Here is a 26,434-nt window from a genome sequence, read left to right as displayed (position 1 = left end):
GGTTATATAGGCTTATAAGGAAAATTTTCTTTGTTATAGGGAACTACTTCTATTTCTTTTTCTCTGTTTCCTAATTTGACTTTCACCTTAACTCTTGGCTCTTCTTTATGATCACTGTAATAAGCAGTGATTTTTCCAATTTCTTGAAGCTCTTTTTCGTTTTCCACAATTTTATTGGGAACTATAACTATAGGAGATGGCTCTTCTGCTTTAAGGATAGTGTCTTCTTCCGTGGCAAGATACATTAGTTCTTCATTTTCTTCTTTATTTCTTCCTACAATTACTTTTGTATTATTGTCTAATCTAAAGTGTCGACCTATTTTTAAAAGTTCTAAATCTCTTCTATTTATATTTTTGTTGTGTTCTAATAAGTCTTTTAATCTACGGGAAAAATTAGGCTCTGTTAAAAGGCATCCTCCAGCTGGGGTAGGGATTTCTTTTAGACCTATTTTTTTAGCAAGCTCTAACTGTACTTTTCTTGATCTTCCTTTTATATCTAAGAGTTTTTCTCTATCTACTAATCCTTCTCTTTCTGGTTTTGTAGGGGGGAGAAGTTTTGCAGAGAGAGGTCTTAGGAGAATATCTTCGGTTCCAGAGTATTTTTCAACAAGTTTGAGGGATTGTTTATTCTGAGACATGGGTCTTTCTCCTAAAACCTCTCCAGTGATGATAAATTCTGCATTAAATTCTTTTAGAAGTTCTTTAGCCTTTTTAACCATAAAAGCATGGCAATCAATGCAAGGGTTCATATTTTTGCCGTAACCAAATCTTGGGTTTTTTAAGATATCCATATATTCTTCGGTTATGTCTACTATATGTAAAGGTATATTTAGAAATTCATATGCCCTTTTAGCCCGTTCTAAATTAAAAAAGGGAGTAGAAAAAGTTATTCCTATTACATCTATGTTTTGTTGTAGGATAAGCCATGTAGCAAGGATACTATCAAGACCTCCTGAAATTAATGATATAGCTCTTGCTTTTTTCATAGACTCTCTACTATTTCCTTATTAAGGCTCTTGATAACTTCCACTATCAGTTTTTTGGCATTTAAGAAATCTTGCACATTAATAATACTGGTATGAGAATGGATATATCTTGCAGGCACGCCAACTACTATTGAAGGTACACCTTTAGCATGAATGTGAATTCTTCCCCCATCGGTTCCTCCTCTTTCAAGAGCAGAATATTGTATTGGTATATTTAGTTTTTCAGCAGTTTCTATAAATATTCTTCTTAAGTTGGAGTTAGGAATCATGGTAGCATCGTAAATTATTATAGAAGGACCTTTTCCTAAATAGATCCTCTTTTCTTCGTTTATGCCTGGTACATCTGTAGCGATATCAGATTCTAATATAATGGCGACATCAGGATTAACTACAAAAGAGGATGTGGTTGCTCCTCTTAGTCCTATTTCCTCTTGGACTGTAGCAGCTCCATATATGGTGTTAGGATGATCTATATTTTTCAGTTCTTTTATTATTTCCACAAGAAGGGCACATCCCACCCTATCATCCCATGCCTTAGCTAAGAGAAAATCAGGGTTATGCATTACTTGGAATTCACTATAAGGGGTTATAGGGTCTCCAGGTCTTACTCCCCAATTTAAGGCTTCTTCCTCGCTATTTGCTCCAATATCAATATACATATCTTTCTTTTCTACTACTTTTTTTCTTTCCTCTTCTGATAATATATGAGGGGGTTTAGAACCTATTACTCCTACGATGGGACCATTTTGGGTGTGTATAATTACCCTTTGAGATAAAAGAACCTGATCCCACCAGCCTCCAAGAGGTAGGAATTTTATAAAGCCGTTGGAAGTTATGCTTTTTACCATGAATCCAATTTCATCCATATGAGCTGCTAGCATTACTTTTGGAGTTTCTTTAGAACCTTGTTTTTTAAATATCAAGCTTCCAAGACGATCCTCTTCTAATACTGCAATTTCAGATAGATATTTTTTTAAGACTTCTCTTATCCCTTTCTCATATCCTGATACTCCAGGAGCTTCTGTGATTTCTTTGAGCATATTTAATAGATCACTCATTATTTAACAATTCCTCCTTTTTCTAAAATTTCAATTTCATAGCCTTTCTCTTTTATTTTATCAAAAATTCTCCTAATTTGGTCGGGATTTTTGGTTTCAAGGGTAAATTCTACATTACTTTCTATCTTAGGGAAGAAAGGTAAGGACGGATCTTGATGGATGGTAATAATATTTGCCTTTTCTTTGGATATAACGTCAATTACCTCAGATAAATGTCCAGGAAGATCAGGAAGTTTTACTTTCATGTGGACAATCCTCCCTGCTTCCATAAGGCCAAACTCAATGATTTTTGTTAATAGACTTACGTCGATATTACCGCCACTCAAGATAAGTACTATTTTCTCTTCGGGTATCTCTGTATAATACTTTAGGAGGGCAGCAAGGGTTGAAGCACCTGCTCCCTCCACCAGAGTTTTAGCTCTTTCTAAAAGTAAAAGTACCGCTTCTGCAATTTTTTCTTCTTCTACAATAAATATATCATCAATATATGTCTCAATTATGGAGGATGTAATTTCTCCTGGCTTTTTAACGGCTATACCTTCGGCTATGGTTTGCTCTGGCTTTTGAGGTATCTCTACTTTTTTTATTTTTTCGTACATATATGGGAAGGCGTTAGATTGCACACCATAAACTTTTATTTTTGGATTTGTTTCCTTTAATGCAATCAAAATACCTGAAGCAAGACCCCCTCCACCAATTGGGACAATTAGAGCTTCTATTTCTTTTAGATCTTCAAGGATTTCAAGCCCTATTGTTCCTTGGCCAGCAATGATCTTTTCATCATCAAAAGCAGGTACAAATTCAAGATTTTCTTCTTTTGCTAATTCTTTTGCATAATAGAAGGCGTCGTCATATACTTTTCCATGAAGGATTATTTTTGCCCCATAGTTTTTAGTAGATAGAATCTTTATCAATGGTGTGTTTTCGGGCATTACTATGGTAGAAGATATGCCAAAGATTTTACTTGCGTATGCTACTCCTTGAGCATGATTTCCAGCTGAAGCAGTTATAACTCCTTTAATTTTTTTAAGTTGAGATATATAATTTATGGCTCCTCGGATTTTAAATGCACCTGTTTTTTGTAAGTTTTCAAATTTCAAAAATACTTCTTTTCTTGTCATATCACTAAAAGTTTGGGAAAAGGATATAGGAGTTTTGTGGATAAAAGGTGAAATCCTCTCCCTTGAGGATTCTATATCTTTTAGACTTATCATTTTAAAACACTCCTTTTATCTTAAGAATTTTAATTCCAAAAGGACTTGATTTAACAAGTTTTATTTTATAACCCTTTTCTAAGTATTCTTCAAGCTTTTTGATGATTTCTTTTATTTCAGAATCATTTTTAATTACCACAAACATGGTAGAACCTGTTCCTGTTAAAGCCACATAAGTGATGGGGGATATTGACTCTTTTATTTTTTTTAATTCTGGATATCTCTTAAAAACTATATATTCAAAAAAATTGTATGGTTCTAATAAAATTCCTCTCTCAAAATTTAAGAGAATATTTTCAAAGTCAATATGTATATTTAAATCTTCTTTTTTTATTTTGGAATAGATCTCCTTTGTACTTATACCATACGGAGGAAAGATAAGAATAAATTTAAAATTTTGATGGGTTATTTTTTTGATAATTTCTCCTTTTCCCTCTGCTATAGCAGAGCCACCATAAAAGAAGAAGGGAATATCTGAACCTAAGGTCTCTCCTATTTTTGCCATATCTCTCAAAGGGAGATTTAAGTTGGTAAGAAGATTTAATCCCCAAATTGTTCCTGCAGCATTTGAGCTTCCTCCACCAAGTCCTGCCTGAGTTGGTATTTTCTTGAAAAGGAATACCTTGGCACCTACTTTTTCTCCTGTGATTTCAATAAATTTTTTATAAGCTTTGTAGACAAGATTTTCTTCTGAGGGGATGGGGAGATTTGATTCCAATATAAAGTGAGGATAAGGAAGTAGGGAAATCTGCATAAAGTCCCAAAAATCTACATTGTGAAGAAGTATTTTTACATTATGATATCCATCTTCTCTTTTGTTTATTACATCAAGAAAAAGGGTAATTTTACCAAAAGTATATATGTTTAACTTTTCCATAAATTAAAAGCCTTATTTGATAAGGTAATATATCCTTCAGGCGATAGCTCTTCTGCTCTTATTTTACCATCAATATTAAGTTCGGTGAATACGTATTTCCAATCTATAGAAGGAAAAGCTCTTTCCAAGTTATTTAGGAGAAATTTTCTTCTTTGATTAAAACTTTCCTTTATGAGTTTGAAGAAGAATTCTTTGTTATAGATTTTGTCAAGTTTAGGGTTAAATTTTAATTTTAGTACAACTGATTCTACTTCAGGTGCAGGAAAAAAGCAAGAAGGGGAAACTTTTGAGATAATTTCATAAGAATAAGTGATGTGAAGCAAGATAGAAAGAGGGCTGTATTTTTTGCTTCCAGGTGAGGAAGTTAGTCTTTCAGCCATCTCCTTTTGAAGCATTATAACCATAAGATGGGCATAGGGACCTTTTTGAAAGTATTCTCCCAAGAAACTACCAGATATATAATAGGGCAAATTCCCTACCAGTTTATAAGGTAAATTTATGATTCTTGAAAGATCTAATTTTAGAACATCCTCAAAGAGTATCTCCACATTGTTATAGTCTTTTAATAGTTCCTCAAGGATGGATTTGAATCTTTTATCAATCTCTACTCCAATAACTTTTTTAGCTTTTTTTGCAAGCTCAAGGGTTAAAGTTCCAACTCCGCACCCCACCTCTAATATATTGTCTTCTTTTGAAATCTCTAAAGCATCAATAATTTTTTTTAAAATATTTTTATCAATTAAAAAGTTTTGTCCTAAGCTTTTTTTTAGAAATATATTATTCCTTCGAAGAATTTCTATAAGCTTTGATTTGCTTGTTAAATCCATTAAGCTATTCTTTTAAGAAGATAAATAGTGATTTTTCGTCTACCAAAATATTTTACTTCTCTTAAGGTAGAAAAACACAAATCTACTTTCCATCCTTTTATGAGTCCCCCAGTATCTCCCGCTAAAGCAAAGCCATAATTAGGAATATAAAAAGCACTTTTTAGGGGAATGTATCTTGGATCTACAGCTATTATTCCTTTCATAGCTCTCCAGCCTATAGCAGTGATGTTGTTTCCATCGCCTCCAGTCCAGGGTTCATAGGCGGTTGCAGTTACTTTTATGGGTTTTACCACTTCAAAAGTAGCGGAATCTAATTTGAGGTATTTAAGGATGGGGGTTGTAATTTCTATAATTTTAGGGGACATCTTTTGAAGCTCTTTCTTAGAGATTAGGACTTTTTTTTCTGGTTTTCCATTGATTGTTCTTCTTTTGTAAATTTCTTCGATCTTACCAAACCTTCCATAGTCCTTTATCTTCTCTGTATAAGTTTTTGCATAGGTTACTTTCAGGATGATCTTAGGTTCAATAATGTTTATTTTTTTAATAGTAGTCTCATTCACTCTTGTAATTCTTATCTCTTTTATTCTTTCTGTTAGTGGAGTTCTTGCTGGAGGACTGACAATATCAAATTTAGATACTTTTATCTTCTTTTCTTCGAGTACTTCCCAAACAAAGCCAGCATTGGTTTTAACTTTTATAGGTCTCTTATTTCCATCCACTATGATGACCTCTTTTATAGGTCTTAAATGGGTAAAATTTCTCCATAAATTAGTTTCTATAATTTTAGCAGAAGCTATTATGACTAAACTTCCAAAAAATACAGTAACACTTATAATTCTTTTCTTTGTTTTTTTCATCCTTTTTTAATCCTCCTAAAAAAGTGTTTTCCCACCCTTAATATGAAGGGCTTATCAATAGTAATATCTAAATTTATGTCTTCTATTCTTGTACCATCTATTTCTACAGCACCTTGAGAGATTAGTCTTTTGGCTTCGCTATTACTTTTTGCTGCACCCACCTGAGTTAGCAGTTTTACAACCCATATTTTAGGTTCAGATATTTCCACTTCAGGTACATTTTCAGGAAGTTCTTTATTTCTAAATATTCTGTTAAATTCTTCCTCTGCTTTTAAACTTGCTTCTTCTCCATGATATATTTTCACAATTTCTCTTGCTAATCTTGCCTTTGCATCTCTGGGATTAAGCTTTCCTTCTTTCATTTCCTGTTCTATTTTTCTAATCTCTTCTTTGGGAAGTTCTGTTGCAAGCTCATAGTATCTAATGATTAACTCGTCAGGAATTGACATTACTTTTCCATACATTTCATTAGGGGGCTCGGTAAGTCCTATGTAATTTCCAAGGCTCTTACTCATTTTTTGTTTCCCATCAAGTCCTTCTAAAATTGGCATCAGCATTGCTACTTGAGGTTCCAAACCATACTCTCTTTGAATTTCTCTTCCCACGATAAGGTTAAATTTTTGATCAGTTCCTCCAAGTTCTATATCTGCTTTTATAGCTACAGAATCATAGGCTTGAAGCAGGGGATACATGATCTCGTGTATAAAAATTGGTTTTTGTTCTTTGAATCTTTGAGCAAAATCGTCTCTTTCTAACATTCTTGCAATGGTATATTTGGAAGTTAAAACCAAAACATCTTCTAATTTCATTTTTCCAAACCATTCTTCTTGATACCTTATTTCTGCCTTTGTGACATCAAGAATCTTTCCTACCTGTTCTTGGTAGGTTAAAGCATTTCTTTTAACCTGATCTGGAGTTAGAGGTTTTCTGGTTTCGCTCCTCCCTGAGGGATCTCCTATTCTTGCAGTAAAATCTCCAATAATAAATACTACTTGATGTCCAAGATCTTGAAATTGTTTTAATTTTCTCAACACCACAGCATGTCCTAAATGTAGATCAGGAGCAGAAGGATCTGCTCCTAATTTTACTCTTAAAGGCCTTCCTTCTTCTCGTGCTTTTTTTAGTTTTTCATATAAGCCATCTTCAGGAATTATTTCTACCACATTAGATTTTAATATCTCTAATTCTTCCTCAATACTTAGTTTTCTCATCTCTGTCTACTCCTCGGTAAAGAATTTCTTTAAATTTTCATTCCTGAATATGTAAAGAAGAATAGGAAGCCCAATAATGTATGTAGCAATAGTTTCGCCTACTCCTATGTAGAGCACATTTAACAAATAAGGTAGCTTAAAAAAGAGGTGAAGATACAAACTAACCCCGAAAGCATTTATAAGTATTGGAGGAATAGGGGAAAGATAAACATTGGGCATTTTTCTGGTCAAATAGGCTGCAATTAAAGTGAATAAACTCCCAAAAATCACATCTATCCAACCAGCTGGACTAAATAGATTAGCTATTGCACAGCCTATAAAAAGTCCTGGTATGGCTAACTTGTCTATAAATGGAAATAAGGTCATGAATTCTGATATTCTTACTTGAATAGGACCATAGCTTATGGGACTTAAAATTACAGTAAGTACTGAATAAGAAGCAGCATACAATGCTATTTTCGCAACCTTTTTAGATCTCATAAGAGTTCCTCCTTATAATCCTAATTCATCAGAGATTGATTTCATAGCCTCCAAACCTATCGCTATAAACTCTTCTAAACTTAGTCCTAAATCTTCGCAGGTTTTAATTTGATCTCTATTTGCTCCTCTTGCAAAACTTTTTTCTTTAAATCTGTTGAGGATAAAATTCACGTCTAAAGGAGCCAACTTTTTTTCAGGGTGTATTAATGCTGCAGCAACAATGAGTCCTGTTAGAGGATCTACCGCATATAGTGCCTTTGCAAGAAGGGTTTCTCTTGGTAGATTATGTATTTCATTGTGGGCTTTTATAGCATCGATAACATCTTTAGACAGATTTTCGTCTTTAAGTAATTCTTCTGCAAGAAGACTGTGTTTTTCAGGTTCCTTCTCTGTAATTTCGTAATCAATATCATGTAAAAGTCCAGTAAGTCCCCATTTTTCTTCGTCTTCATTAAACCTTTTAGCAAGAGCCCTCATAATGGCTTCTGTAGCCAGCATGTGCTTTATTAAATTTTTATTTTTTACGTACTTTTTAACTTTGTCTAAGGCTTCGTCTCTATTCATAATTAGCCTCCTATGAATTTTATGGAGTTTGAGATTAGTAGGATAGGATCCAAACTTCGGTAGAAGGAGGAAGGGTATCTTTATTTATTTCTATCTCTTTTTCCTCAAATTTTTTTACAGGATAATTAACTTTGTTGATAAAGTCTTCTACTTTAGCAAGGTCAAATTTTAAATGGGGAGTTTTATAGTGCATTGGTATTACCACGTTGGGTTTTAAGAGCTCTATCACCTTCACTGCCCCATTAGCATCAATGGTAAAGGTTCCTCCTACAGGGATGCAAAGTATATTTACTTCTCCGATTTTTTCTTTATATTCATCCGTTAAAATATGTCCTAAATCTCCTAAATGTAATATTTTAATTCCATCAGTTTCAATTAAATAAATGGTATTTGTTCCTCTCTTCTTACCTCTTTCTTCGTCATGAAAGGTATTGAGACCTTTTATCTTTACGCTATTTATTTGAGTTTCACCTTCTCCCTGTACTACTATAGGATTTCCTTTTAAAAGATGGACCGCATTATGGTCAAAATGCTCATGACTTACGGTAACTATGTTAGGTTCCACGTCAGGTAGAGGATATCCAACAGAAGAGTCAAAAGGATCTGTAAGAATCTTTTTACCTTCTGAATTTGTGAAGAGGAAGCATGCATGTCCATACCATCTTATTTTCATAATCACACCCCCTTACATTTTTTCAGGGGCTGAGACCCCCAGTATACTTAAGGCATCTTTTATTATAATCCTAACACAATCCACAAGAACAAGTCTTGCTAAGGTTAATTCTTTATCTTCACTTATTACTTTGTAAGAATCGTAATACCCGTGAAAGAGAGTGCTAAGATTTAAGAGATAAAAAGGAAGCTGATGTATCTCTAAGGTCCTGGTAATATCTTCTAATCTTTCAGGATATCTTAAGAGGTTTAATATTAAATCCTTTTCTTTTTCTTCCTTAAGGAGGGATAAATCTGCTTTATCCAGATCTGCCAAATTATAACCCTTTGTTTCTGCATTTTTAAGTATACTACAACATCTTGCATGGGCATATTGTACATAATAGACAGGATTTTCTACTGATTGCTTTTTAGCAAGATTTATATCAAAGTCAAGCTGACTTTCAGGGCTTCTTAATAAGAAGAAAAATCTTATTGCATCTTTTCCAACCTCTTCTTGAATCTCCTTTAAGGTTATAAAATCTCCTGTTCTTTTTGACATCTTTATTTCTTCATTCCCTCTCATAAGTCTTACCATTTGTACTAAGATTATTTCTAAGATATCCTTAGGATATCCTAAGGCTTGAATTGCTCCTTTTAACCTAGTTACGTGACCGTGATGATCTGCTCCCCACACGTCGATTATCCAATCGAAACCTCTTTGAATTTTATTTAAATGATAAGCAATGTCAGCTAAAAAGTAAGTTGCTTTTCCATCACTTTTTATGAGAACTCTGTCTTTTTCATCTCCAAATTTTGTAGAGGAAAACCAGAGAGCTCCATCTTTCTCATAGGTGTACCCATTTTGTCTTAAAATTTCTAATACCTCTTTTACTTTGCCGTTTTCATGTAGGGTTCTTTCACTAAACCAGACATCGTACTCTACTCCGAAATTTAGGAGTGTTGTTTTTATGTCTTCTAACATTTTGCTTAGGGCATATTCTTTGAAAAACTTCTTTTTTTCTGTCTCATCCATTGATTCTATCTGGGATTTTTGGTTCAATAACTCTTTTGCTAACTCTATAAGGTAATATCCATGATAACCTTCTTCGGGAACTTGATAGTCATAACCTAAGAGCTGCATATATCTTGCATATAGAGATTCGCCAAGAAGATCAATCTGGTTCCCAGCATCATTTATATAAAACTCCTTTTCTGTATTCCAACCTATTCTCTTAAATAGATTTGCTAAAGAATCACCAATGGTTACTCCTCTTGCATGGGCGATATGCATGGGGCCTGTAGGGTTGATGCTTCCAAACTCAATCTGTATCTTTTTCTTTTTTGAAGGTATTTTTACAAAATCATCTATATCCTTTCTAATTAATCTGAGAGTTTCCCATAAAGCTTCATCATTAAGGAAGAAGTTTATAAAACCTGGTCCAGCGATCTCTATTTTTTTTACAAAGGGTGATTTTTTAATGTACTCTGAAATTTTTTCAGCAACTACTCTCGGCGGTTTTTTATTTTTTTGAGCAATTTGGAGAGCAACAGCTGTTGCGTAATCTCCATATTCTTTTTGTTTTGGAGTTTCTACAATAATCTCAATATCATCTACTATAAAATTTTCTTTTTCTTTTAAAGAATTTACAGCTTTTTTTATGAGCTCATAAATATGTTTCCTCATGCTCTATTCCTCGCTTTATTATTTATTAAAAACTATTTTAATAATATACCCTATGTTAAAATTCAATGCAACTTTTTTTGTTGAGGTTTATTTTTAGTTGATTTAAAATTATCTATGGTATGAAAAATGATAGCATATTAAACCTTAAACAAAAAGTAGAAAATTTTCCAGAAAGCACTGGAGTATATATCTTTTACGATCACTCAGGTAAAGTAATTTATGTAGGTAAAGCAAAAAACCTGAGAAAAAGAGTTTTGTCTTATTTCAGTGATTCGTCTCCTAAAAGTGCTTATATTTTGAAGAAAGCTCAAAATATAGAGTTTTATATAACTGATACAGAGACGGAAGCTTTGATTTTGGAATCGGTTCTCATTAAAAAACATAGGCCCATTATGAATATTCAACTAAGGGATGATAAACAGTATCCATTACTGAAATTGACTTTGTATGAGGAATATCCAAGGCTTATTCTCGCAAGACGTTTTGAGGATGATGGGGCAAAATATTACGGACCATATACCCAAAGTGGAACTGTAAGAGAGACCATATCTATGGTTAAAAAACTCTTTAATTTAAGATCTTGCAATTGGAATTTGCCAAAATCAAAGCCTAAAAGACCCTGTTTAAATTACTTTATTGAAAATTGTAAGGCACCATGTCAGGGATATATTACCAAGGAGGATTATCAAGAGATTGTAAGAGAAGTAATAGACTTTATGGAGGGGAGATATGAAGAGATCATAAATAAACTTTACAATGAAATGCAGAAGTATTCTAAGAATTTAGAATTTGAAAAGGCTGCGAAAGTAAGAGATAAAATAAGATTGTTGCAGAATTTAAGCGAAAAACAGAAGATCCTTACCTTCAATAGAGAGAATAAAGATTTAATCCAATTCTATGTGGAGGATCATAAGGCAAAAGTGCTTGTTTATTTAATAAGGGAAGGAAAATTGGTTGAAAAGAGGATATTTAATTTAACTTTACCCGAAGAATATTCCCGAGATGAACTCCTTGAAAGTTTTATTTTACAATACTATTCAGTAAGAGATATCCCTGAGATCATAGTACTCCCCTTTTTGGTCTTTGGAGGAGAAGTGGACTTGAAGGAATTTTTGTGTAGAAGAAAGGGGACAAAAGTAGAAATAAGGACACCAGAAAGCGAGGATGAGGAAAAACTTTTAAATATGGCATTAAAGGATTTGACTATTGAGAGTTTAAGATCAGAAAAGGTGTGGTTAGCTCTTTCCGAACTTAAGAGAATTTTTAACTTGCCTAATCTGCCTGTTGCTATAGAAGGGTATGATATTTCTAATCTTCAAGGAAGAGAAGCAGTAGGGGCAAGGGTTTATTTTCAAAATGGATATCCCGATAAAAATAGGTATAGAAGGTATAAGATTAAGTATACAGAAGAATCACCCAACGATTATTTAATGCTCCAAGAAGTGATAAAAAGAAGACTTAATAAAATTGAGGAAGATCCCTTGCCAGATATTATGCTCATAGATGGAGGAAAAGGACAACTAAATGCGGTATTAGAGGTTTTTGAGGAATTAAAAATAAAACCTAAGTTTATATTAGCTCTTGCGAAAGAGAGAGAGGAAATTTTTGTTCCAGGAAACTCTGATTCTATTTTGCTTCCTTATGATTCTCCTGCTCTGCATCTTCTCCAACAAGTAAGAGACGAGGCTCATAGGTTTGCTGTTTCTTATCATAGGAAATTACGTAGTAAAAAATTAATAGATTCTCATTTGGAAAAAATACCTGGCATAGGAGAAAAAAGGATGAAAATTCTTCTTGAGGCTTTTAATGATTTAGAAAGTTTGAAAAAAGCATCTTTGGAGGATTTGAAAAAAATTCCAGGAATCTCTGAAAAAATTGCTGAGAAAATTTATCTTTATTTCCATAAGTCTTCTTAACAAAATTTTAATATACTATATTTTGACAAATTCATATAAAAGGAGTATACATTTAGAAAAATATCGATGGTTTTTTTAAAGGAGGTGTTATAGATGCAGGTCTTTACAGGAACAGATAAAGTAAAAAGAGGTTTGGCTCAGATGCTAAAAGGCGGAGTAATTATGGACGTGACTAATGCTGAGCAGGCTGAAATTGCTGAAGAGGCTGGTGCTGTGGCTGTTATGGCTCTTGAAAGAGTTCCTGCTGACATAAGGGCAGAAGGTGGAGTAGCAAGAATGGCAGATCCTAAAAAGATAAAGGAGATTATGTCAGCAGTTAGTATTCCTGTTATGGCGAAAGTTAGGATTGGTCATTTTGTGGAGGCTCAAATTTTAGAAGCTCTCGGGGTAGATTTTATTGATGAAAGTGAGGTTTTAACTCCTGCCGATGAAAAATATCATATAAATAAACACGCTTTCAAAGTTCCTTTTGTTTGTGGTGCTAGGGATTTGGGAGAAGCTCTAAGAAGGATTGCAGAGGGAGCAGCTATGATTAGGACAAAAGGAGAGGCGGGAACAGGAAATGTGGTAGAGGCGGTACGTCATATGAGACAAATTATGGACGAGATAAGGTCATTAGTTCTTCTCCCCGACGAAGAATTAGTGACAAAAGCAAAAGAATTAGGAGCTCCATTAGATCTTATAATAGAGACAAAAAAATTAGGAAGACTTCCTGTAGTGAATTTTGCTGCTGGTGGTATTGCTACTCCTGCTGATGCTGCTTTAATGATGCATCTTGGCGCTGATGGAGTGTTTGTAGGATCTGGAATATTTAAATCAAAGAACCCAAGAAAGAGAGCAAGAGCCATAGTTCTTGCTGTTACTTATTATGATGATCCTTATGTATTGGCGGAGATATCGGAGGATTTAGGAGAGCCAATGCCTGGTATTGATGTAAGAAAGCTATCTGAAAGTGAATTATTGCAGGTGAGAGGTTGGTAAAATGAGGATAGGAATACTTGCTATACAGGGTTCTGTAGTAGAACATGAAAAAATGTTAAAAAGGCTAGAGGTTGAGACAGTTTTAGTAAAAAAGCCAGAACATTTGGATATTATTAATGGGATAATTCTTCCAGGAGGAGAAAGTACTACCTTTTTTACTGTTTTAGAAAATCGTCTACTCTTTGATGTATTAAGAGAAAAGTTGGCTAATGGGCTGCCTGCTATGGGAACATGTGCTGGACTAATTTTGCTTGCAAATAGGATAGAAAATCATCCTGATCAAAAGACTCTTAAAGTATTAGATATAACTGTGTCTCGTAATGCCTATGGTAGGCAAAGGGAAAGTTTTTCTACTTATATAAAAATTCCTATTCTTGGTGAAAAGGAATTTGAATGTGTGTTTATAAGGGCTCCTCAAATTGTTGAGATAGGCAAAAATGTGAAAGTTCATGCAACTTTTGAGAATAAACCCATATTTGTAGAGGAAGGTAATATATTAGGTTTGACTTTTCATCCTGAACTTACTGATGATTTGAGAATACATGAGTACTTCTTAAAGAGGTGTTCAGAATAGGGATGAAATGTGATTTTTGTAATCAGAACGAGGCTGTATATGTCTTGGAGATAAGCGATGAAAAAGGGAAAAGAAAATATTCTATTTGTGAATATTGCTTAAAGCAGGTTATAAAAGATATATTTCAGGGTAATTATTTTATGAGAGACGAAAAAGTCAAAAGATGTCCAAAATGTAATAGAAGTTTAGAAGAAATTAAAGAGACAGGTATGTTAGGTTGTAGTTATTGTTACAGTTATTTTAGAGATGAAATAGGTAAACTGGTATATCAATATCATGGGAATAAAGTTCATAGAGGAAGAGTTCCAATTAAAAAAGAATTTAAAACGGATAAAATATTAAAATATAAAATTGAACTTTCCAAGGCTATAGAAGAAGAGGATTATGAAAAGGCCGCAAAATTAAGAGATCTTCTTAAAAATATAGGGAAGGGTGGATGAGAGAGTTTTATTATAAGTATCTTAAATGGTTAGGAGAAGAAAAAGGTAATAATAGAGAGGTAATATTAAGTACTAGAATAAGGCTTGCAAGAAATTTAGAAGATTTTGTTTTTCCAATCCAAGCAACAGAGTCTCAAAGAAGAAGAATTCTTAATAAGGTGGAATGGGTTTATAAAAATGATCTAAATTTTGGTGGATATGAGTTTTTAAAATTAGAAAAGTTACCAAATCTTGTACTCGAATCTTTAGTTGAGAAACACCTGATAAGCGACGATCATTTAGATAATATTAAAGGTGCTGGACTTTTAGTAGATAGAGATGGTAAACTTAGCGTAATGATAAATGAGGAGGACCATTTTAGGTTACAAGTATTGAGTAGTGGCTTAGAGCTAAAGGAAAGTTGGCAAAGATTACTTTCTTTAGAGGAGAGTTTTTCTGATTATTTCAAGTTTGCTTTTGATGATAAATTGGGTTATTTAACTTCTTGTATAACTAATCTGGGATGTGGAATTAGGATTTCCTTTATTGTGCATCTTCCGGGATTAACCTATTCTGGTAAAATAAAAGACTTTCTCAGGAAACTTAGGTCAGCCAAAATTCTTATAAGGGGTATTTATGGGGAAAGAAGTAAACCTATCGCAGGTTTTTACCAAATCACAAGCAGATCCTCCTTAGGAATTAAGGAGGAAGATTTGATTGAAAAGATGGAAAAGATGGCAAAGAAGATAATAACTGAAGAGCTGGTAACAAGAGAATTTCTATTTGAGGAACAAAAAAGGTATGTGGAAGATGTGATAGGTAGAGCATATGGAATATTAAGTAATGCAAGATATCTAAGTAGTATTGAGGCTATAAACTTATTATCAGATTTGAGATTTGGAATATATTTAAAAATGTTAGACATACCCTTAAAGGTTTTGGATCTTCTTATGATCTTAATGCTACCAGCGCATTTGCAGCTGAAATATGGAAAAGAAATGGATTCTGAAGAGAGGGATGGGGTGAGAGCAGATTTGTTGCGTGGTTTTCTTAAAAATTATAAAATAAATCAGGGAGGTGTCGTTTAAGGAGGTGCATAAAAAATGATGGATAAACTAACACAAAGGGCATATAGAGTACTACTCTTAGCACAGGAGGAAGCACGTAGGCTTAATTATTCTACGGTGGGGACAGAACATATTCTCCTGGGGTTGATACGTGAGGAGGGAGGTATAGCAGCTCAAGTCCTTATTAATTTAGGACTTGATCTGAATCAGCTCAGGAATGAGATAGAGAGATTGATAGGTCGTGGAGATGGTACCTCCTATGGAGCACTTCCCTTCACTTCAAGAGCAAAGAAGGTTCTGGAATATGCTTCTGAATCGGCTCAGGAACTTAATCATAACTATATTGGAACTGAGCATTTGCTTCTTGGACTGTTGAAGGAAGGTGAAGGTGTAGCAGCTCATGTTTTGGAGGGAATGGGAGTAAGATTAGAAGATGTTACTATAGAGATATTAAAACTTCTTGGTGAGCCTATAGATCCAACTAAGATAAGAGGCAGACAACAAATGAATACTTCTAATAATAACTCCTTAAAGAAAAAGAGAACAGTAACAGCTACCTTGGATGAGTTTGGTCGAGATCTAACTCAACTTGCAAGGCAAGGCAAATTGGATCCTATTATTGGGAGAGAAAAAGAGTTAGAGAGGATAATTCAAATACTGAGTAGAAGGACTAAAAATAATCCTGTTCTTGTGGGAGAACCTGGTGTTGGTAAGACCGCTATAGTAGAGGGTCTTGCTCAAAAGATAGTAGATGGTGAAGTACCTGATACTTTGTTAAATAAAAGGATCGTTGCTATTGATATGGGAAGTATCGTGGCTGGTACAAAATATAGGGGTGAGTTTGAAGAGAGAATGCAAAGGATCATTGAGGAAGTTAAGATGGCAAAAGATGTCATCCTTTTTATAGATGAGATTCATACCTTGGTTGGGGCAGGAGCAGCAGAAGGAGCGGTTGATGCAGCAAATATTTTGAAACCCTCTCTTGCAAAGGGTGAGATACAATTAATTGGTGCTACAACCCCATCAGAATATAGGAAGTATATTGAGAAAGATGGGGCATTAGAAAGAAGATTTCAGCCTATAATGGTTAACGAGCCTACACCTGAAGAGACTATACAGATATTGAAAGGTTTAAGAGAAAAATATGAAAATTATCATAGAGTTAAAATTACCGATGAGGCTATAGAAGAAGCAGTCAAATTGTCAGTTAGATATATAACCGATAGATTCTTGCCTGATAAGGCGATAGATGTAATAGATGAAGCTTCAGCGAGGGTAAGATTGAGAAAACAAAAGAGCACAGTGCATAGTAATTTAGAACTTGAACTCGCGAGAATAAGAGAACAAAAGGAGATTGCTATAAGAAATCAAGCGTTTGAAAGAGCAGCTCAGTTAAGAGATGAAGAAAGAAAGATTGAAGAGTATCTTAGAAATTTCATAGATACATCTTCTCCTTCTGATCTTGGAGTTGTAACTCCTGAAGATGTGGCTCAAGTAGTGGCTACTTGGACTGGAATACCTGTAGCTCAACTTCTAATTGAAGAAAGAGAAAGGCTATTAAGAATGGAAGAAGAGCTTCATAAGAGAATAATTTCTCAGGATGAGGCTGTAAGGGTGGTCTCAAGGGCTATAAGAAGATCAAGATCTGGTTTGAAGGATCCAAGAAGACCTATAGGTGTGTTTATGTTCTTAGGACCAACAGGGGTTGGAAAGACTGAGCTTGCAAGGGCACTTGCAGAGTACCTCTTTGGAAATGAGAATGCTTTAATTAGGTTTGATATGTCAGAGTTTATGGAGAAGCATACTGTTTCAAGGTTAATTGGTGCTCCTCCTGGATATGTGGGATACGAGGAAGGAGGACAACTTACTGAAAAAGTTCATAGGAGACCTTATTCTGTTATTCTCTTTGATGAGATAGAAAAGGCTCATAGTGATGTATTTAATATCCTTTTGCAAATAATGGACGAAGGACAACTTACCGATGGTCATGGTAGAAGAGTAAGTTTTAAGAATACTATCTTGATAATGACTTCAAACTTTGGAGCAGAGTATTTTAAGCAAGAGGCAAGTATAGGGTTTGCTTCTAAAGAGGATAGGGAAAAGTCTTTTGATAAAATTAAAGATTTAATTTTGAGTGAGATGAAGAAGTACTTTAGACCAGAGTTCTTGAATAGGCTTGATGAGATTGTATTCTTCAAGCCACTTACCAAGGAAGATTTGAAGCAAATTTTAGAATTATTACTCAAACCAGTCCAGGAGAGGATAAGAGAAAAGAAGTTGGAATTAGAAATAAGTGATGAGGTAAAAGAACTATTACTTGAGAAAGGATATGATCCTCAGTATGGAGCAAGACCTTTAAAGAGAACTATTCAATACTATATTGAAGATCCATTAGCTGAATTTATACTTCAAGGGGATTTTAAAGAGGGAGATATTATAAGAGCAGAACTTGATAAAAAGGGAGAAATAGTGTTTAGAAAGATGACTCTTGCGAAGGAGCCTTCATAGTAAGTTTTTAAATGTCAAAAGTAAAGAGCAAGTTTGTATGTCAAGTATGTGGATATGAGAGTGTAAGATGGTTTGGCAGATGTCCTAACTGTCAAAGTTGGAATTCCTTTATTGAGATTACCGAAAAAAAGCAGGGTTTTAATAATAGAGAAAGTAAAGAAAATTTGGGGGTATATAGATTAGAAGATATTTTGAATTATGAGCCTGTCAGGTTGAAAACGGGCCTGACAGGTTTTGATTATGTTATTGGTGGGGGAATTGTGGAGGGGGAAGTAATTCTCTTGGCAGGAGAGCCTGGAATTGGCAAATCTACGTTACTTTTGCAACTTGCTATATCGCTTGATAAAAATGATACAAGAGTTTTATACATCTCTGCCGAAGAATCTTTATCACAGGTGGGACTAAGATTAAGGAGATTAAATTCAGGTGATAAGTTAAATATTGATTTTGTGTCTGAAAGAGATATTGAAAATATATTACCAAACCTTGAAAATTCTAACTATTCACTAATAATTGTAGACTCTATTCAAACAATTTATTCCTCTGAGTTTCCTACTTCTCCGGGAAATGTGGTTCAGGTGAGAGAATGTACTTCTAAATTAGTAGATTTTGCGAAGAAGAATAATATAGCTGTCATATTAGTCGGGCATGTTACTAAGGAAGGAGATATTGCAGGACCTAAAATATTGGAACATTTAGTTGATGCGGTTTTATATCTTGAGGGTGAAAGATATCATGATTTAAGGATATTAAGAGTAATTAAAAACAGATTTGGTCCTACTAATGATTTCATACTCTATGAGATGAAAGAAAATGGACTTTTTGAAGTAGAGGATATCTCTGCAAAGGTAATTGAAAATAGAAATACTAATGTTTCAGGATCTATTATTATACCAATTATGGAAGGAACAAAACCATTATTGATAGAATTGCAGACCCTTGTAAGTAGAACAAATACATCATATCCCAGGAGGATTACTTCAGGTATAGATCTTAATAAATTGGTGCTTATATTGGCCATTCTTGAGAAAAAGCTAAATATTAGTTTCTCTGATAAAGATGTATTTGTAAATGTAGTGGGTGGAATAAAAATAAGTGAACCTGCAATAGATTTAGGACTTGCCTTTGCTCTACTTTCTGCGTTGATAAATAAACCTTTTCCATCTGATATGGTAGCTATAGGGGAGATAGGACTCGGGGGAGAGGTTAGAACTGTTCCTCACATAGAAAGAAGGTTAAAAGAAGCAAAGAAATTTGGCTTTAATAAAGCATTAATTCCTAAGGACAGCAAAGTTAAGTCGTATGAATATAATATGAATGTGCGGACTATTACAGATATTGGTGAGGGAATAGATTTAGTTTGGGGGGAAAAATGGCGGAGTTAAAGAAGTTTGCATTACAGGCTTTAAGATTTGTAGCTCCTGGAACTCCACTGAGAGAAAGTTTGGAACAAATAGTAAAAGCTAAGACAGGAGCCCTAATTGTTGTTGGAGAAATAGAAAAGGTTAGACCTCTTATGAACGGTGGTTTTCCCTTAGATATAGATTTTACTCCGAATAGGTTATATGAGTTGTCAAAAATGGATGGTGCTATTATACTTTCTAAGGACGGAAAGAAGATATTGTTTGCTAATGTTATTTTATTACCTGATCCTACTATTTCCTCTTCTGAAACTGGGGCAAGACATGCTACTGCTGAGAGGGTTGCTAAACAGACAGGGTGTCTTGTTATTAGCGTCTCTCAAAGAAAAGATACTATAACTTTGTTTCAAAATGATTGGAAGTACGTTTTAAGAGATGTGGAAGAGATATTGACTAAAGCCTCTCAAGCTCTTCAAACCATGGAAAGATATAGAAACATTTATGATGATCTTTTAAACAGACTTAATTCTCTTGAATTGGAGAACCAAGTTAATATATATGAGGTTTTATCTTTTTTACATAGAGCCTGCATGTTATTTACTATAGGGAAAGAAGTAGAAAATTATTTAATTGAACTTGGGGTAGAAGGGAGACTTATAGAGATACAGCTAGAGGTTCTACTTACTGGGGTAAAAGAAGAGACTGTTTTGGTGATAAAAGATTATGCTAAGAAAGGCAAAGATCCTGAGGACATTTTGAGGGAATTAGTTGCTAATTTTAGAGGGAATTTCCAAGAATTTTCTTATATAGCTGGAGAGATCTTAGGCTATAGAAAAGAAGAAATAGATACAGGAATAATAGTGGTATCCAAAGGATATAGAATTTTAAATAGGATTGCATCCATACCTTCAAGTGTGATTGAAAAAATTGTTAATTATTTTGGTGATCTGCCAAGAATCCTGGAGAGTAGTTTTGAGGATCTTGATAATATTGAAGGAGTTGGGGAGGTGAGGGCTAAAAAGATTAGAGAGGCATTAACAAGAATGCAGAGAATTTTAACTTTTTAATATTTTAATTTTAAGGGATTTATTTATAATCACATTATTATGGGGGACTGAAAATTCATGAGAAAAAATTGGAAATTATTATTAATAGTGACTTTTATTCCTTTTATGGGCGACTTTGTTCTGTCATCTTATCTTTTATGCTCTAACTTTAGAAATCTATGGAATATGTTTAATTTCATTTTTTCTCTTTTGGTTTTAAGTATTTATATTATTTTTGCAAGAAAAATTAGATTTTTTGATCTTGTAAATTTTCCTTATGTAAAGATTTTAGATACAAGTGTTATTATAGATGGTAGAATTGTAGATGTTTTAAAGACTAATTTCATAGAGGGAAAAATCATAATACCTCGTTTCGTTCTTAAGGAACTTCAACAACTTGCTGATTCTTCTGAATCACTTAAGAAAAATAGGGGTAGATTCGGTCTTGATAATTTGAGTCAGATAAGGAAAGAACTTGGTAGTCAGGTAATCATTGTAGATATGGATTTTCCAAAAGTGCAAAGTGTGGATAGTAAGTTAGTAAAACTCGCTAAGACTTTAGGCGGTAAGATTATTACCAATGACTATGGTCTAAATAAGCTTGCTAAAATTGAAGGAATAACGGTTTTAAACATCAACGAGCTTGCAAATGCATTGAAGCCTATTTATCTTCCTGGGGAAGAAATATTGATAAGTATAATAAAGGAAGGAAAAGAACCAGGACAAGGTGTGGGATATCTTGAGGATGGTACTATGGTGGTAGTGGAAAATGGTAAGAAGTATATTGGACAAACTGTTAAGGTTACTGTTACCAGTGTTTTTCAAACAGCTGCAGGGCGATTAATTTTTGGTAGGGTAAAAGAGGAGAAAGAGCATTGGAAAAAATAACTGGAATTATTGTGGCTGCAGGTAAAAGTAAAAGATTTGGAGAAGATAAGCTTCTAATTGATATAAAAGGTATGCCTATAGTGTATTATTCATTAAGAAAATTAAACGATATAGAAGACTTAGAAAGAATAATTCTTGTAGTGAGGGAGGAGATGGTAGAGTATTATAAAAAGAAAATAAGTAATTGGGGATTGGAAAAAATCTATAAGATAATTCCAGGAGGAGAGGAAAGACAAAATTCTGTCTATAATGCGTTAAAATCTATTAACTTTTCCTGCGATTATATACTTATCCATGATGCAGCAAGACCTCTTATATCAACTAAAAAGATAAAAGAACTTATAGATTTTTGTACAGAGAAAAAAGTTTCGGCTATCCTTGGCATTCCTGTAAGAGACACTATAAAGGTGGTAGATAAGAATTCCAAGAAAGTTATAGAAACTCTTGATAGAAGCAAACTATGGCTTATTCAAACTCCTCAGATGTTTCCCTTTGAGATAATTAAAAAGGCTCACGAAAAAGCGGTAGAAGATAATTTTATAGGGACCGATGATGCTTCTTTAGTAGAAAGATTAAATATTCCTGTTTATATAGTAGAGGGAGATCCTTTAAATATAAAGATTACCACTAAGGATGATCTGTTATGGATAGAAGGGATTATACAAAAATTAGAGTTGGTTTAGGTTATGATGTGCACCCTTTTGAGGAAGGAAGAGAGCTTTTTTTAGGAGGAATAAAGATACCTTTTGATAAGGGTTTAAAAGGCCATTCTGATGGGGATGTTTTAATACATGCTATAGCAGATGCCCTTTTAGGGGCATCTGCATTACCTGATATAGGTTATTTTTTTCCTGTTGATGATAAAAGCATTGAGGGTATTCCTAGCACTATTATTCTTGAGAAGGTAAGAGATTTGTTAAAAGAAAAAGGAGTGAATATAATTAATATCGATTGTACAATTATTGCTGAAGAACCCAAAATTATGCCTTTTAGAGATAAAATTATTAAGAATTTGTCCTCAATATTGAGGATTCCTGAGGATTGCTTGAGTGTAAAGGCTACTACTAATGAAAAATTAGGCTTCATTGGAAAAAAAGAAGGAATAGCAGTTTTTGCTGTAGCTCTTGTAAGTTATTAATAAAGAAAGGAGCATAAGATGGAAGATATAATTTATGGAAAGAATTCAGTACTTGAGGCTCTTAAAAGTGAGATTCCTTTAAACAAGATATATATCGCGAGAGGTATTCATTTTGATAATAAATTTAACGAGATATTAAAGTTGGCTAAAGAGAAAAGTATTCCCATTAAGTATGTGGAGAGAAGCTTTATAGAAAAAATGGTGGATGGAAATTCTCAGGGAGTTCTTGCTATTCTTTCCTCAGTTCCATATAAAGATTGGAAAGAATTGGAAAAATCTTTGGATAATAAAAGTATAATTGTGGTGCTGGATCATATTCAGGACCCTTATAACTTGGGAGCTATTGCAAGGACTTCTGAATTTGCGGGTGTTTCAGCGATAGTGATACCTAAAGCAAGAAGTGCGGGAATAACTTCTGTTTCTTTTAAAACTTCGGCTGGAGCTCTGTCTTACATACCTGTAATAAGGGTTTCTAATATAGCAAATTTTTTAAGAGAGTTAAAAGGGAAAGGATGGTTTATAGTAGGGGCAGACCTTAATACTGAAAATTTATATAATAAAGTAGAGTATAACTTTCCTCTTGCTCTTGTAGTAGGAAGCGAAGGAGAAGGTTTACATAGGATTGTTAGAGAGTCTTGTGATTTGCTTGTAAAAATACCATCATATGGTAAAGTGGAATCTTTAAATGTCTCGGTAGCGGTAGGGATTATTCTATATAAGATAAGAGAAAGTCTATGAAAGATAAATTAGAGGATTTTTTATTTTATCTGAAATTTGAAAAAAACATGTCTCCTAATACTATTGATAGCTATAGGAGAGATTTAGAAGATTTTATTATTTTTCTTCAAAAAGAAAAGGTAAATATTAAAAACTTAAAAAGAGAAGAGTGGCAAAGGTATTTAGTATCTTTATATAACAGATACAAGATAAAATCTATTGCAAGAAAGATATCTTCTATAAGAAGCTTCTTAAAATTCCTTCTAAGGGAAGGCTATATTAATAGGAATTACAGTAGTTTTATGATAATTCCAAAGATTCCTATGTATCTTCCAGAGATTCTTGATAACAAAGAGATAGAGAATTTTTTGAAAATTCCTGATCCCTTATCTCCCCTTGGTATTAGAAATATAGCAATTCTTGAAACCTTTTATGCTACGGGCATGAGAGTTTCAGAACTTGTTAATTTGGATGTTCAAAGTATAAACTTAGAAGAAAAATATGTTAGATGTTTTGGGAAAGGAGATAAAGAAAGGATTATTCCCTTGGGGGATTATGCTGTAGAAAGTCTTAAAAAATATCTTTTAGTGAGAGATTCTTTTAATCCAAAAGATGAAAAGGCGTTGTTTTTAAATAAAAAAGGTGAGAGAATAACGAGACAAGGTGTATGGTTTATCATAAAGACCTATTCTAAAATCTTAGGACTTCCTAAGAAGGTTAGTCCTCATACTTTTAGACATTCTTTTGCTACTCATCTCCTATCTAATGGGGCTGATATACGTATTGTACAAGAACTTCTTGGCCATTCTGATGTTGCCACTACCCAAATTTATACTCATATTGTTTCTAGCAAGCTTCATGAGGTTTATCAAAAGGCTCACCCTTTAACAAGGAGGAATGATAAATGAAAAGAGCTATATTAATAGTTTTGGACGGTGTGGGAATAGGTGAGCTTCCTGATGCTTTTAAATATAACGATGAGGGAAGTAATACTTTAGTAAATACTGCCAAAGTTGTGGGGGGTCTTAATCTCCCTAATATGGGAAAGATGGGACTTTCTAATATAGAAGAAATTCCAGGAATTCCCAAAGAAGAAGACCCTATAGCCCTCTATGGTAAGATGGCAGAAGCTTCGCCAGGAAAGGATTCCACAACAGGACATTGGGAAATTGCAGGCTTGATTCTTGAGAAACCCTTTCCCGTATATCCCAATGGGTTTCCTAAGGAAATAATAGAAGCTTTTGAAAAAGCTATAGGGAGAAAGGTGATTGGAAATAAGCCAGCATCAGGAACAGAAATTATAAAAGAATTGGGTGAATATCACATGAAGACAGGATATCCTATTGTTTATACCTCAGCAGATAGTGTTTTCCAAATAGCTGCTCATGAAGATGTAATTCCAGTAGAAGAACTTTATAGAATGTGTGAAATTGCAAGAGCTATGCTACAAGGTGATCATGCAGTGGCAAGAGTTATTGCAAGACCTTTTGCGGGTTCTCCTGGAAATTTTTACAGAACACCAAGAAGAAGGGATTTTTCTTTGCCTCCTTTCAAACCTACACTATTAGATTATCTTAAACAAAATGATTACGATGTTATAGGAGTGGGAAAGATTGAAGATCTTTTTGCGGGAAAAGGGTTAACTTCATCTTTTCATCAAGAAAATAATACTGAGGGTATAAATAATATCTTTAAAGCCTGGGAAAAATTAAGGGAAGGACTAATATTTGTGAATCTTGTAGATTTTGATATGTTGTACGGACATAGAAATGATCCTCAGGGAATGACGAGAGCTCTAAAGGAATTTGATGATGCCTTGCCTGATGTAATGGGTCTCCTCTCTGATTTTGACTTATTAATAATTACTGCTGATCATGGAAATGATCCAACGACTCCAAGCACGGACCATTCAAGAGAATATGTGCCTCTTCTTGTTTATTCTCCTAATTTTAAACGTACTTTTTCCTTAGGAATTAGGAAAACTTTCTCGGATCTTGGTAAGACCCTTGCAGAGTTTTTTGAGGTGGAGAATGATCTTTGTGGGGAAAGTTTTTTGAATGAAATAGAGAAGGGGTGGAAAGGATCATGAGAATGATTGATATTATCATTAAAAAGAGAAATGGAGAGGCTTTAAGTGAAGAAGAGATAAGTTTTGTAGTGGACGGATATGTAAAAGGAGATATTCCAGATTACCAGATGTCTGCCCTATTAATGGCTATTTATTTTAGGGGTATGAATATAGAAGAAACCATTACTTTAACGAAAAAGATGGCTTACTCTGGAAAGGTTTTGGATTTGTCCTCTATACCAGGGATAAAAGTAGATAAGCATAGTACTGGTGGGGTAGGGGATAAAACTACATTAATCTTTGCACCCCTAATTGCTTCTATGGGATATCCTGTAGCAAAGATGTCTGGCAGAAGTTTGGGACATACAGGAGGGACTATAGATAAGTTGGAATCTATTCCAGGTTTTAAAACAAGTATGAAGGATGAAGAATTCATAAAACAAGTTAAAGAGATAGGTATTGCCATAGTAGGTCAGACAGAAGATTTGGTTCCTGCGGATAAAAAAATATATGCTTTAAGAGATGTAACAGGGACTGTTGACTCCATACCACTAATAGCAAGTAGTGTTATGAGTAAGAAAATTGCGAGCGGTTCTGATGTAATAATTCTAGATGTTAAAGTGGGGAGAGGTGCTTTTATAAAGGATATAAATTCTGCGAAAGAACTTGCCAGGATTATGGTGGGTATTGGTAAAGGATTTGGCAGAAAAATTGTTGCAGTACTTTCTCAAATGGATCAACCTTTAGGTTTTGCTATTGGAAACTCCCTTGAAGTTATGGAAGCAATAGAAACTCTTAAGGGCAGAGGACCTAAGGATTTGAATGAACTTATAGTTACTCTTGCTACAGAGACGTTGAGATTAATAAATATTAATTATAAAAATGAGGATATCAGGGCTAAGGTGATGGAACAATTGAGCAATGGAAAGGCTTTGGCAAAGTTTAAAGAGATGATTAAGACTCAAGGTGGAGATGTAAAAATAGTAGATGATTATAGTCCTCTGTTGAGTGCTAAGATTCAAAAGGAGATTTATTCTCTTGAAGGGGGATACGTGGAGGATATAGATGCTTATAAGGTAGCTTTAAGTGTGATGGCTCTTGGTGCAGGGAGAGAGAAAAAGGAAGATAAAATTGATCTTTCTGTAGGGATAAGACTTTACAAGAAGATTGGAGATAAGATAGAGAAGAATGAGCCTATCGTGACTTTTTATGCTAATGATGTTGAAAAATTGAAGAGGGCTCAGGAAATTTTTAGAGAAGCAATTAAAATAGGAAATAAGAAAAAAGATCCGCTTCCCATAGTTTTGGATGTTATTTCGTAAAATTAGGAGGAAAAAAG

Annotated in this window: 25 protein-coding genes and 1 pseudogene; 15 read left to right on the top strand and 11 right to left on the bottom strand. The window is 33.9% G+C overall.

Translation table 11 applies throughout. The features are described 5' to 3' along the window. Positions 1–2: 2 nt before the first annotated feature. The 11 genes from ACP5QL_RS00625 to argS are packed head-to-tail and all read right to left on the bottom strand — an operon-like array spanning position 3 to position 10,412. Positions 3–986, bottom strand: a complete 984-nt coding sequence (locus ACP5QL_RS00625; protein WP_428124900.1) for a tRNA 4-thiouridine(8) synthase ThiI — start codon at positions 984–986, stop codon at positions 3–5. After that, positions 983–2,044 carry a M42 family metallopeptidase gene (locus ACP5QL_RS00620; RefSeq protein WP_273333378.1) on the bottom strand — a complete coding sequence of 354 codons (1,062 nt, stop codon included), beginning with the start codon at positions 2,042–2,044 and terminating at the stop codon, positions 983–985. The genes ACP5QL_RS00625 and ACP5QL_RS00620 overlap by 4 nt, the downstream gene beginning before the upstream one ends. Then, on the bottom strand, positions 2,044–3,258 hold the full coding sequence (gene ilvA / locus ACP5QL_RS00615; RefSeq protein WP_273333379.1) for a threonine ammonia-lyase: 1,215 nt from the start codon (positions 3,256–3,258) through the stop codon (positions 2,044–2,046). Before ilvA ends, ACP5QL_RS00620 begins: the two co-directional genes overlap by 1 nt. Before the next feature lies 1 nt (position 3,259). Then, complete coding sequence (gene ispE / locus ACP5QL_RS00610) at positions 3,260–4,135, bottom strand: 4-(cytidine 5'-diphospho)-2-C-methyl-D-erythritol kinase (RefSeq protein ID WP_012583845.1); 876 nt, start codon at positions 4,133–4,135, stop codon at positions 3,260–3,262. After that, a complete protein-coding gene (gene rsmA / locus ACP5QL_RS00605; RefSeq protein WP_012583844.1) occupies positions 4,123–4,962 on the bottom strand; it encodes a 16S rRNA (adenine(1518)-N(6)/adenine(1519)-N(6))-dimethyltransferase RsmA in 840 nt (279 codons plus the stop codon). The genes ispE and rsmA overlap by 13 nt, the downstream gene beginning before the upstream one ends. Beyond that, positions 4,962–5,819 carry a 3D domain-containing protein gene (locus ACP5QL_RS00600; protein ID WP_428124899.1) on the bottom strand — a complete coding sequence of 286 codons (858 nt, stop codon included), beginning with the start codon at positions 5,817–5,819 and terminating at the stop codon, positions 4,962–4,964. The genes rsmA and ACP5QL_RS00600 overlap by 1 nt, the downstream gene beginning before the upstream one ends. Continuing rightward, positions 5,816–7,030, bottom strand: a complete 1,215-nt coding sequence (gene tyrS, locus ACP5QL_RS00595; RefSeq protein ID WP_273333382.1) for a tyrosine--tRNA ligase — start codon at positions 7,028–7,030, stop codon at positions 5,816–5,818. The genes ACP5QL_RS00600 and tyrS overlap by 4 nt, the downstream gene beginning before the upstream one ends. A gap of 6 nt (positions 7,031–7,036) precedes the next feature. Further along, positions 7,037–7,510, bottom strand: coding sequence for a QueT transporter family protein (locus tag ACP5QL_RS00590; RefSeq protein ID WP_012583841.1), 474 nt, complete (start codon positions 7,508–7,510; stop codon positions 7,037–7,039). Between the two features lie 12 nt (positions 7,511–7,522). Continuing rightward, complete coding sequence (locus ACP5QL_RS00585; protein ID WP_012583840.1) at positions 7,523–8,074, bottom strand: HD domain-containing protein; 552 nt, start codon at positions 8,072–8,074, stop codon at positions 7,523–7,525. Between the two features lie 34 nt (positions 8,075–8,108). Beyond that, positions 8,109–8,747: an MBL fold metallo-hydrolase gene (locus ACP5QL_RS00580; RefSeq protein WP_428124898.1), complete on the bottom strand. Its 639-nt coding sequence runs from the start codon at positions 8,745–8,747 to the stop codon at positions 8,109–8,111. A 12-nt stretch (positions 8,748–8,759) separates the two neighbouring features. Beyond that, positions 8,760–10,412, bottom strand: coding sequence for an arginine--tRNA ligase (gene argS, locus ACP5QL_RS00575; protein WP_012583838.1), 1,653 nt, complete (start codon positions 10,410–10,412; stop codon positions 8,760–8,762). A 119-nt stretch (positions 10,413–10,531) separates the two neighbouring features. On the opposite strand from argS, the gene uvrC reads away from it, so the two are divergent. From uvrC to ACP5QL_RS00500, 15 genes and pseudogenes are all read left to right on the top strand, one after another. Beyond that, positions 10,532–12,328 (top strand): excinuclease ABC subunit UvrC, encoded by a 1,797-nt coding sequence (gene uvrC / locus ACP5QL_RS00570; protein WP_428124897.1) that lies wholly within the window; start codon positions 10,532–10,534, stop codon positions 12,326–12,328. Between the two features lie 93 nt (positions 12,329–12,421). Further along, positions 12,422–13,309 (top strand): pyridoxal 5'-phosphate synthase lyase subunit PdxS, encoded by an 888-nt coding sequence (gene pdxS, locus ACP5QL_RS00565; RefSeq protein WP_273333385.1) that lies wholly within the window; start codon positions 12,422–12,424, stop codon positions 13,307–13,309. Position 13,310: 1 nt separating this feature from the next. Further along, positions 13,311–13,883, top strand: coding sequence for a pyridoxal 5'-phosphate synthase glutaminase subunit PdxT (gene pdxT, locus ACP5QL_RS00560; protein WP_273333386.1), 573 nt, complete (start codon positions 13,311–13,313; stop codon positions 13,881–13,883). A 2-nt stretch (positions 13,884–13,885) separates the two neighbouring features. Beyond that, entirely contained in the window at positions 13,886–14,323 is a 438-nt protein-coding gene (locus tag ACP5QL_RS00555) for a UvrB/UvrC motif-containing protein (protein WP_012583834.1), read from the top strand. Continuing rightward, positions 14,320–15,390, top strand: coding sequence for an ATP--guanido phosphotransferase (locus ACP5QL_RS00550; RefSeq protein WP_424661912.1), 1,071 nt, complete (start codon positions 14,320–14,322; stop codon positions 15,388–15,390). Before ACP5QL_RS00555 ends, ACP5QL_RS00550 begins: the two co-directional genes overlap by 4 nt. Positions 15,391–15,405: 15 nt before the next feature. Further along, positions 15,406–17,877 (top strand): ATP-dependent Clp protease ATP-binding subunit, encoded by a 2,472-nt coding sequence (locus tag ACP5QL_RS00545; protein WP_012583832.1) that lies wholly within the window; start codon positions 15,406–15,408, stop codon positions 17,875–17,877. Between the two features lie 11 nt (positions 17,878–17,888). Then, the gene (gene radA, locus ACP5QL_RS00540; protein ID WP_012583831.1) at positions 17,889–19,262 is read left to right on the top strand and encodes a DNA repair protein RadA; all 1,374 of its coding nucleotides are present in this window, start codon (positions 17,889–17,891) and stop codon (positions 19,260–19,262) included. After that, positions 19,250–20,305 carry a DNA integrity scanning diadenylate cyclase DisA gene (disA, locus tag ACP5QL_RS00535; protein ID WP_428124896.1) on the top strand — a complete coding sequence of 352 codons (1,056 nt, stop codon included), beginning with the start codon at positions 19,250–19,252 and terminating at the stop codon, positions 20,303–20,305. Before radA ends, disA begins: the two co-directional genes overlap by 13 nt. A gap of 261 nt (positions 20,306–20,566) precedes the next feature. Further along, positions 20,567–21,172: pseudogene (locus ACP5QL_RS00530) on the top strand (PIN/TRAM domain-containing protein); the annotation flags it as partial. Then, positions 21,160–21,855 (top strand): 2-C-methyl-D-erythritol 4-phosphate cytidylyltransferase, encoded by a 696-nt coding sequence (gene ispD, locus ACP5QL_RS00525; RefSeq protein ID WP_012583828.1) that lies wholly within the window; start codon positions 21,160–21,162, stop codon positions 21,853–21,855. The pseudogene ACP5QL_RS00530 and the gene ispD, both read left to right, overlap by 13 nt. Then, the gene (ispF, locus tag ACP5QL_RS00520; protein WP_353745315.1) at positions 21,840–22,310 is read left to right on the top strand and encodes a 2-C-methyl-D-erythritol 2,4-cyclodiphosphate synthase; all 471 of its coding nucleotides are present in this window, start codon (positions 21,840–21,842) and stop codon (positions 22,308–22,310) included. Before ispD ends, ispF begins: the two co-directional genes overlap by 16 nt. Positions 22,311–22,328: 18 nt before the next feature. Beyond that, positions 22,329–23,048: a 23S rRNA (guanosine(2251)-2'-O)-methyltransferase RlmB gene (gene rlmB / locus ACP5QL_RS00515; RefSeq protein ID WP_012583826.1), complete on the top strand. Its 720-nt coding sequence runs from the start codon at positions 22,329–22,331 to the stop codon at positions 23,046–23,048. Continuing rightward, positions 23,045–23,935, top strand: coding sequence for a site-specific tyrosine recombinase XerD (gene xerD / locus ACP5QL_RS00510; RefSeq protein WP_012583825.1), 891 nt, complete (start codon positions 23,045–23,047; stop codon positions 23,933–23,935). The genes rlmB and xerD overlap by 4 nt, the downstream gene beginning before the upstream one ends. After that, entirely contained in the window at positions 23,932–25,116 is a 1,185-nt protein-coding gene (locus ACP5QL_RS00505; RefSeq protein ID WP_012583824.1) for a phosphopentomutase, read from the top strand. The genes xerD and ACP5QL_RS00505 overlap by 4 nt, the downstream gene beginning before the upstream one ends. Beyond that, a complete protein-coding gene (locus tag ACP5QL_RS00500; RefSeq protein ID WP_012583823.1) occupies positions 25,113–26,417 on the top strand; it encodes a pyrimidine-nucleoside phosphorylase in 1,305 nt (434 codons plus the stop codon). Before ACP5QL_RS00505 ends, ACP5QL_RS00500 begins: the two co-directional genes overlap by 4 nt. Positions 26,418–26,434 lie beyond the last annotated feature (17 nt).

Origin of the sequence: Dictyoglomus sp. (assembly GCF_049968615.1) — a bacterium.
Lineage (GTDB): Bacteria > Dictyoglomota > Dictyoglomia > Dictyoglomales > Dictyoglomaceae > Dictyoglomus > Dictyoglomus turgidum.
Note: the sequence above shows the minus strand (reverse complement) of the source record. Positions and strands in the feature narration are given on the sequence as shown.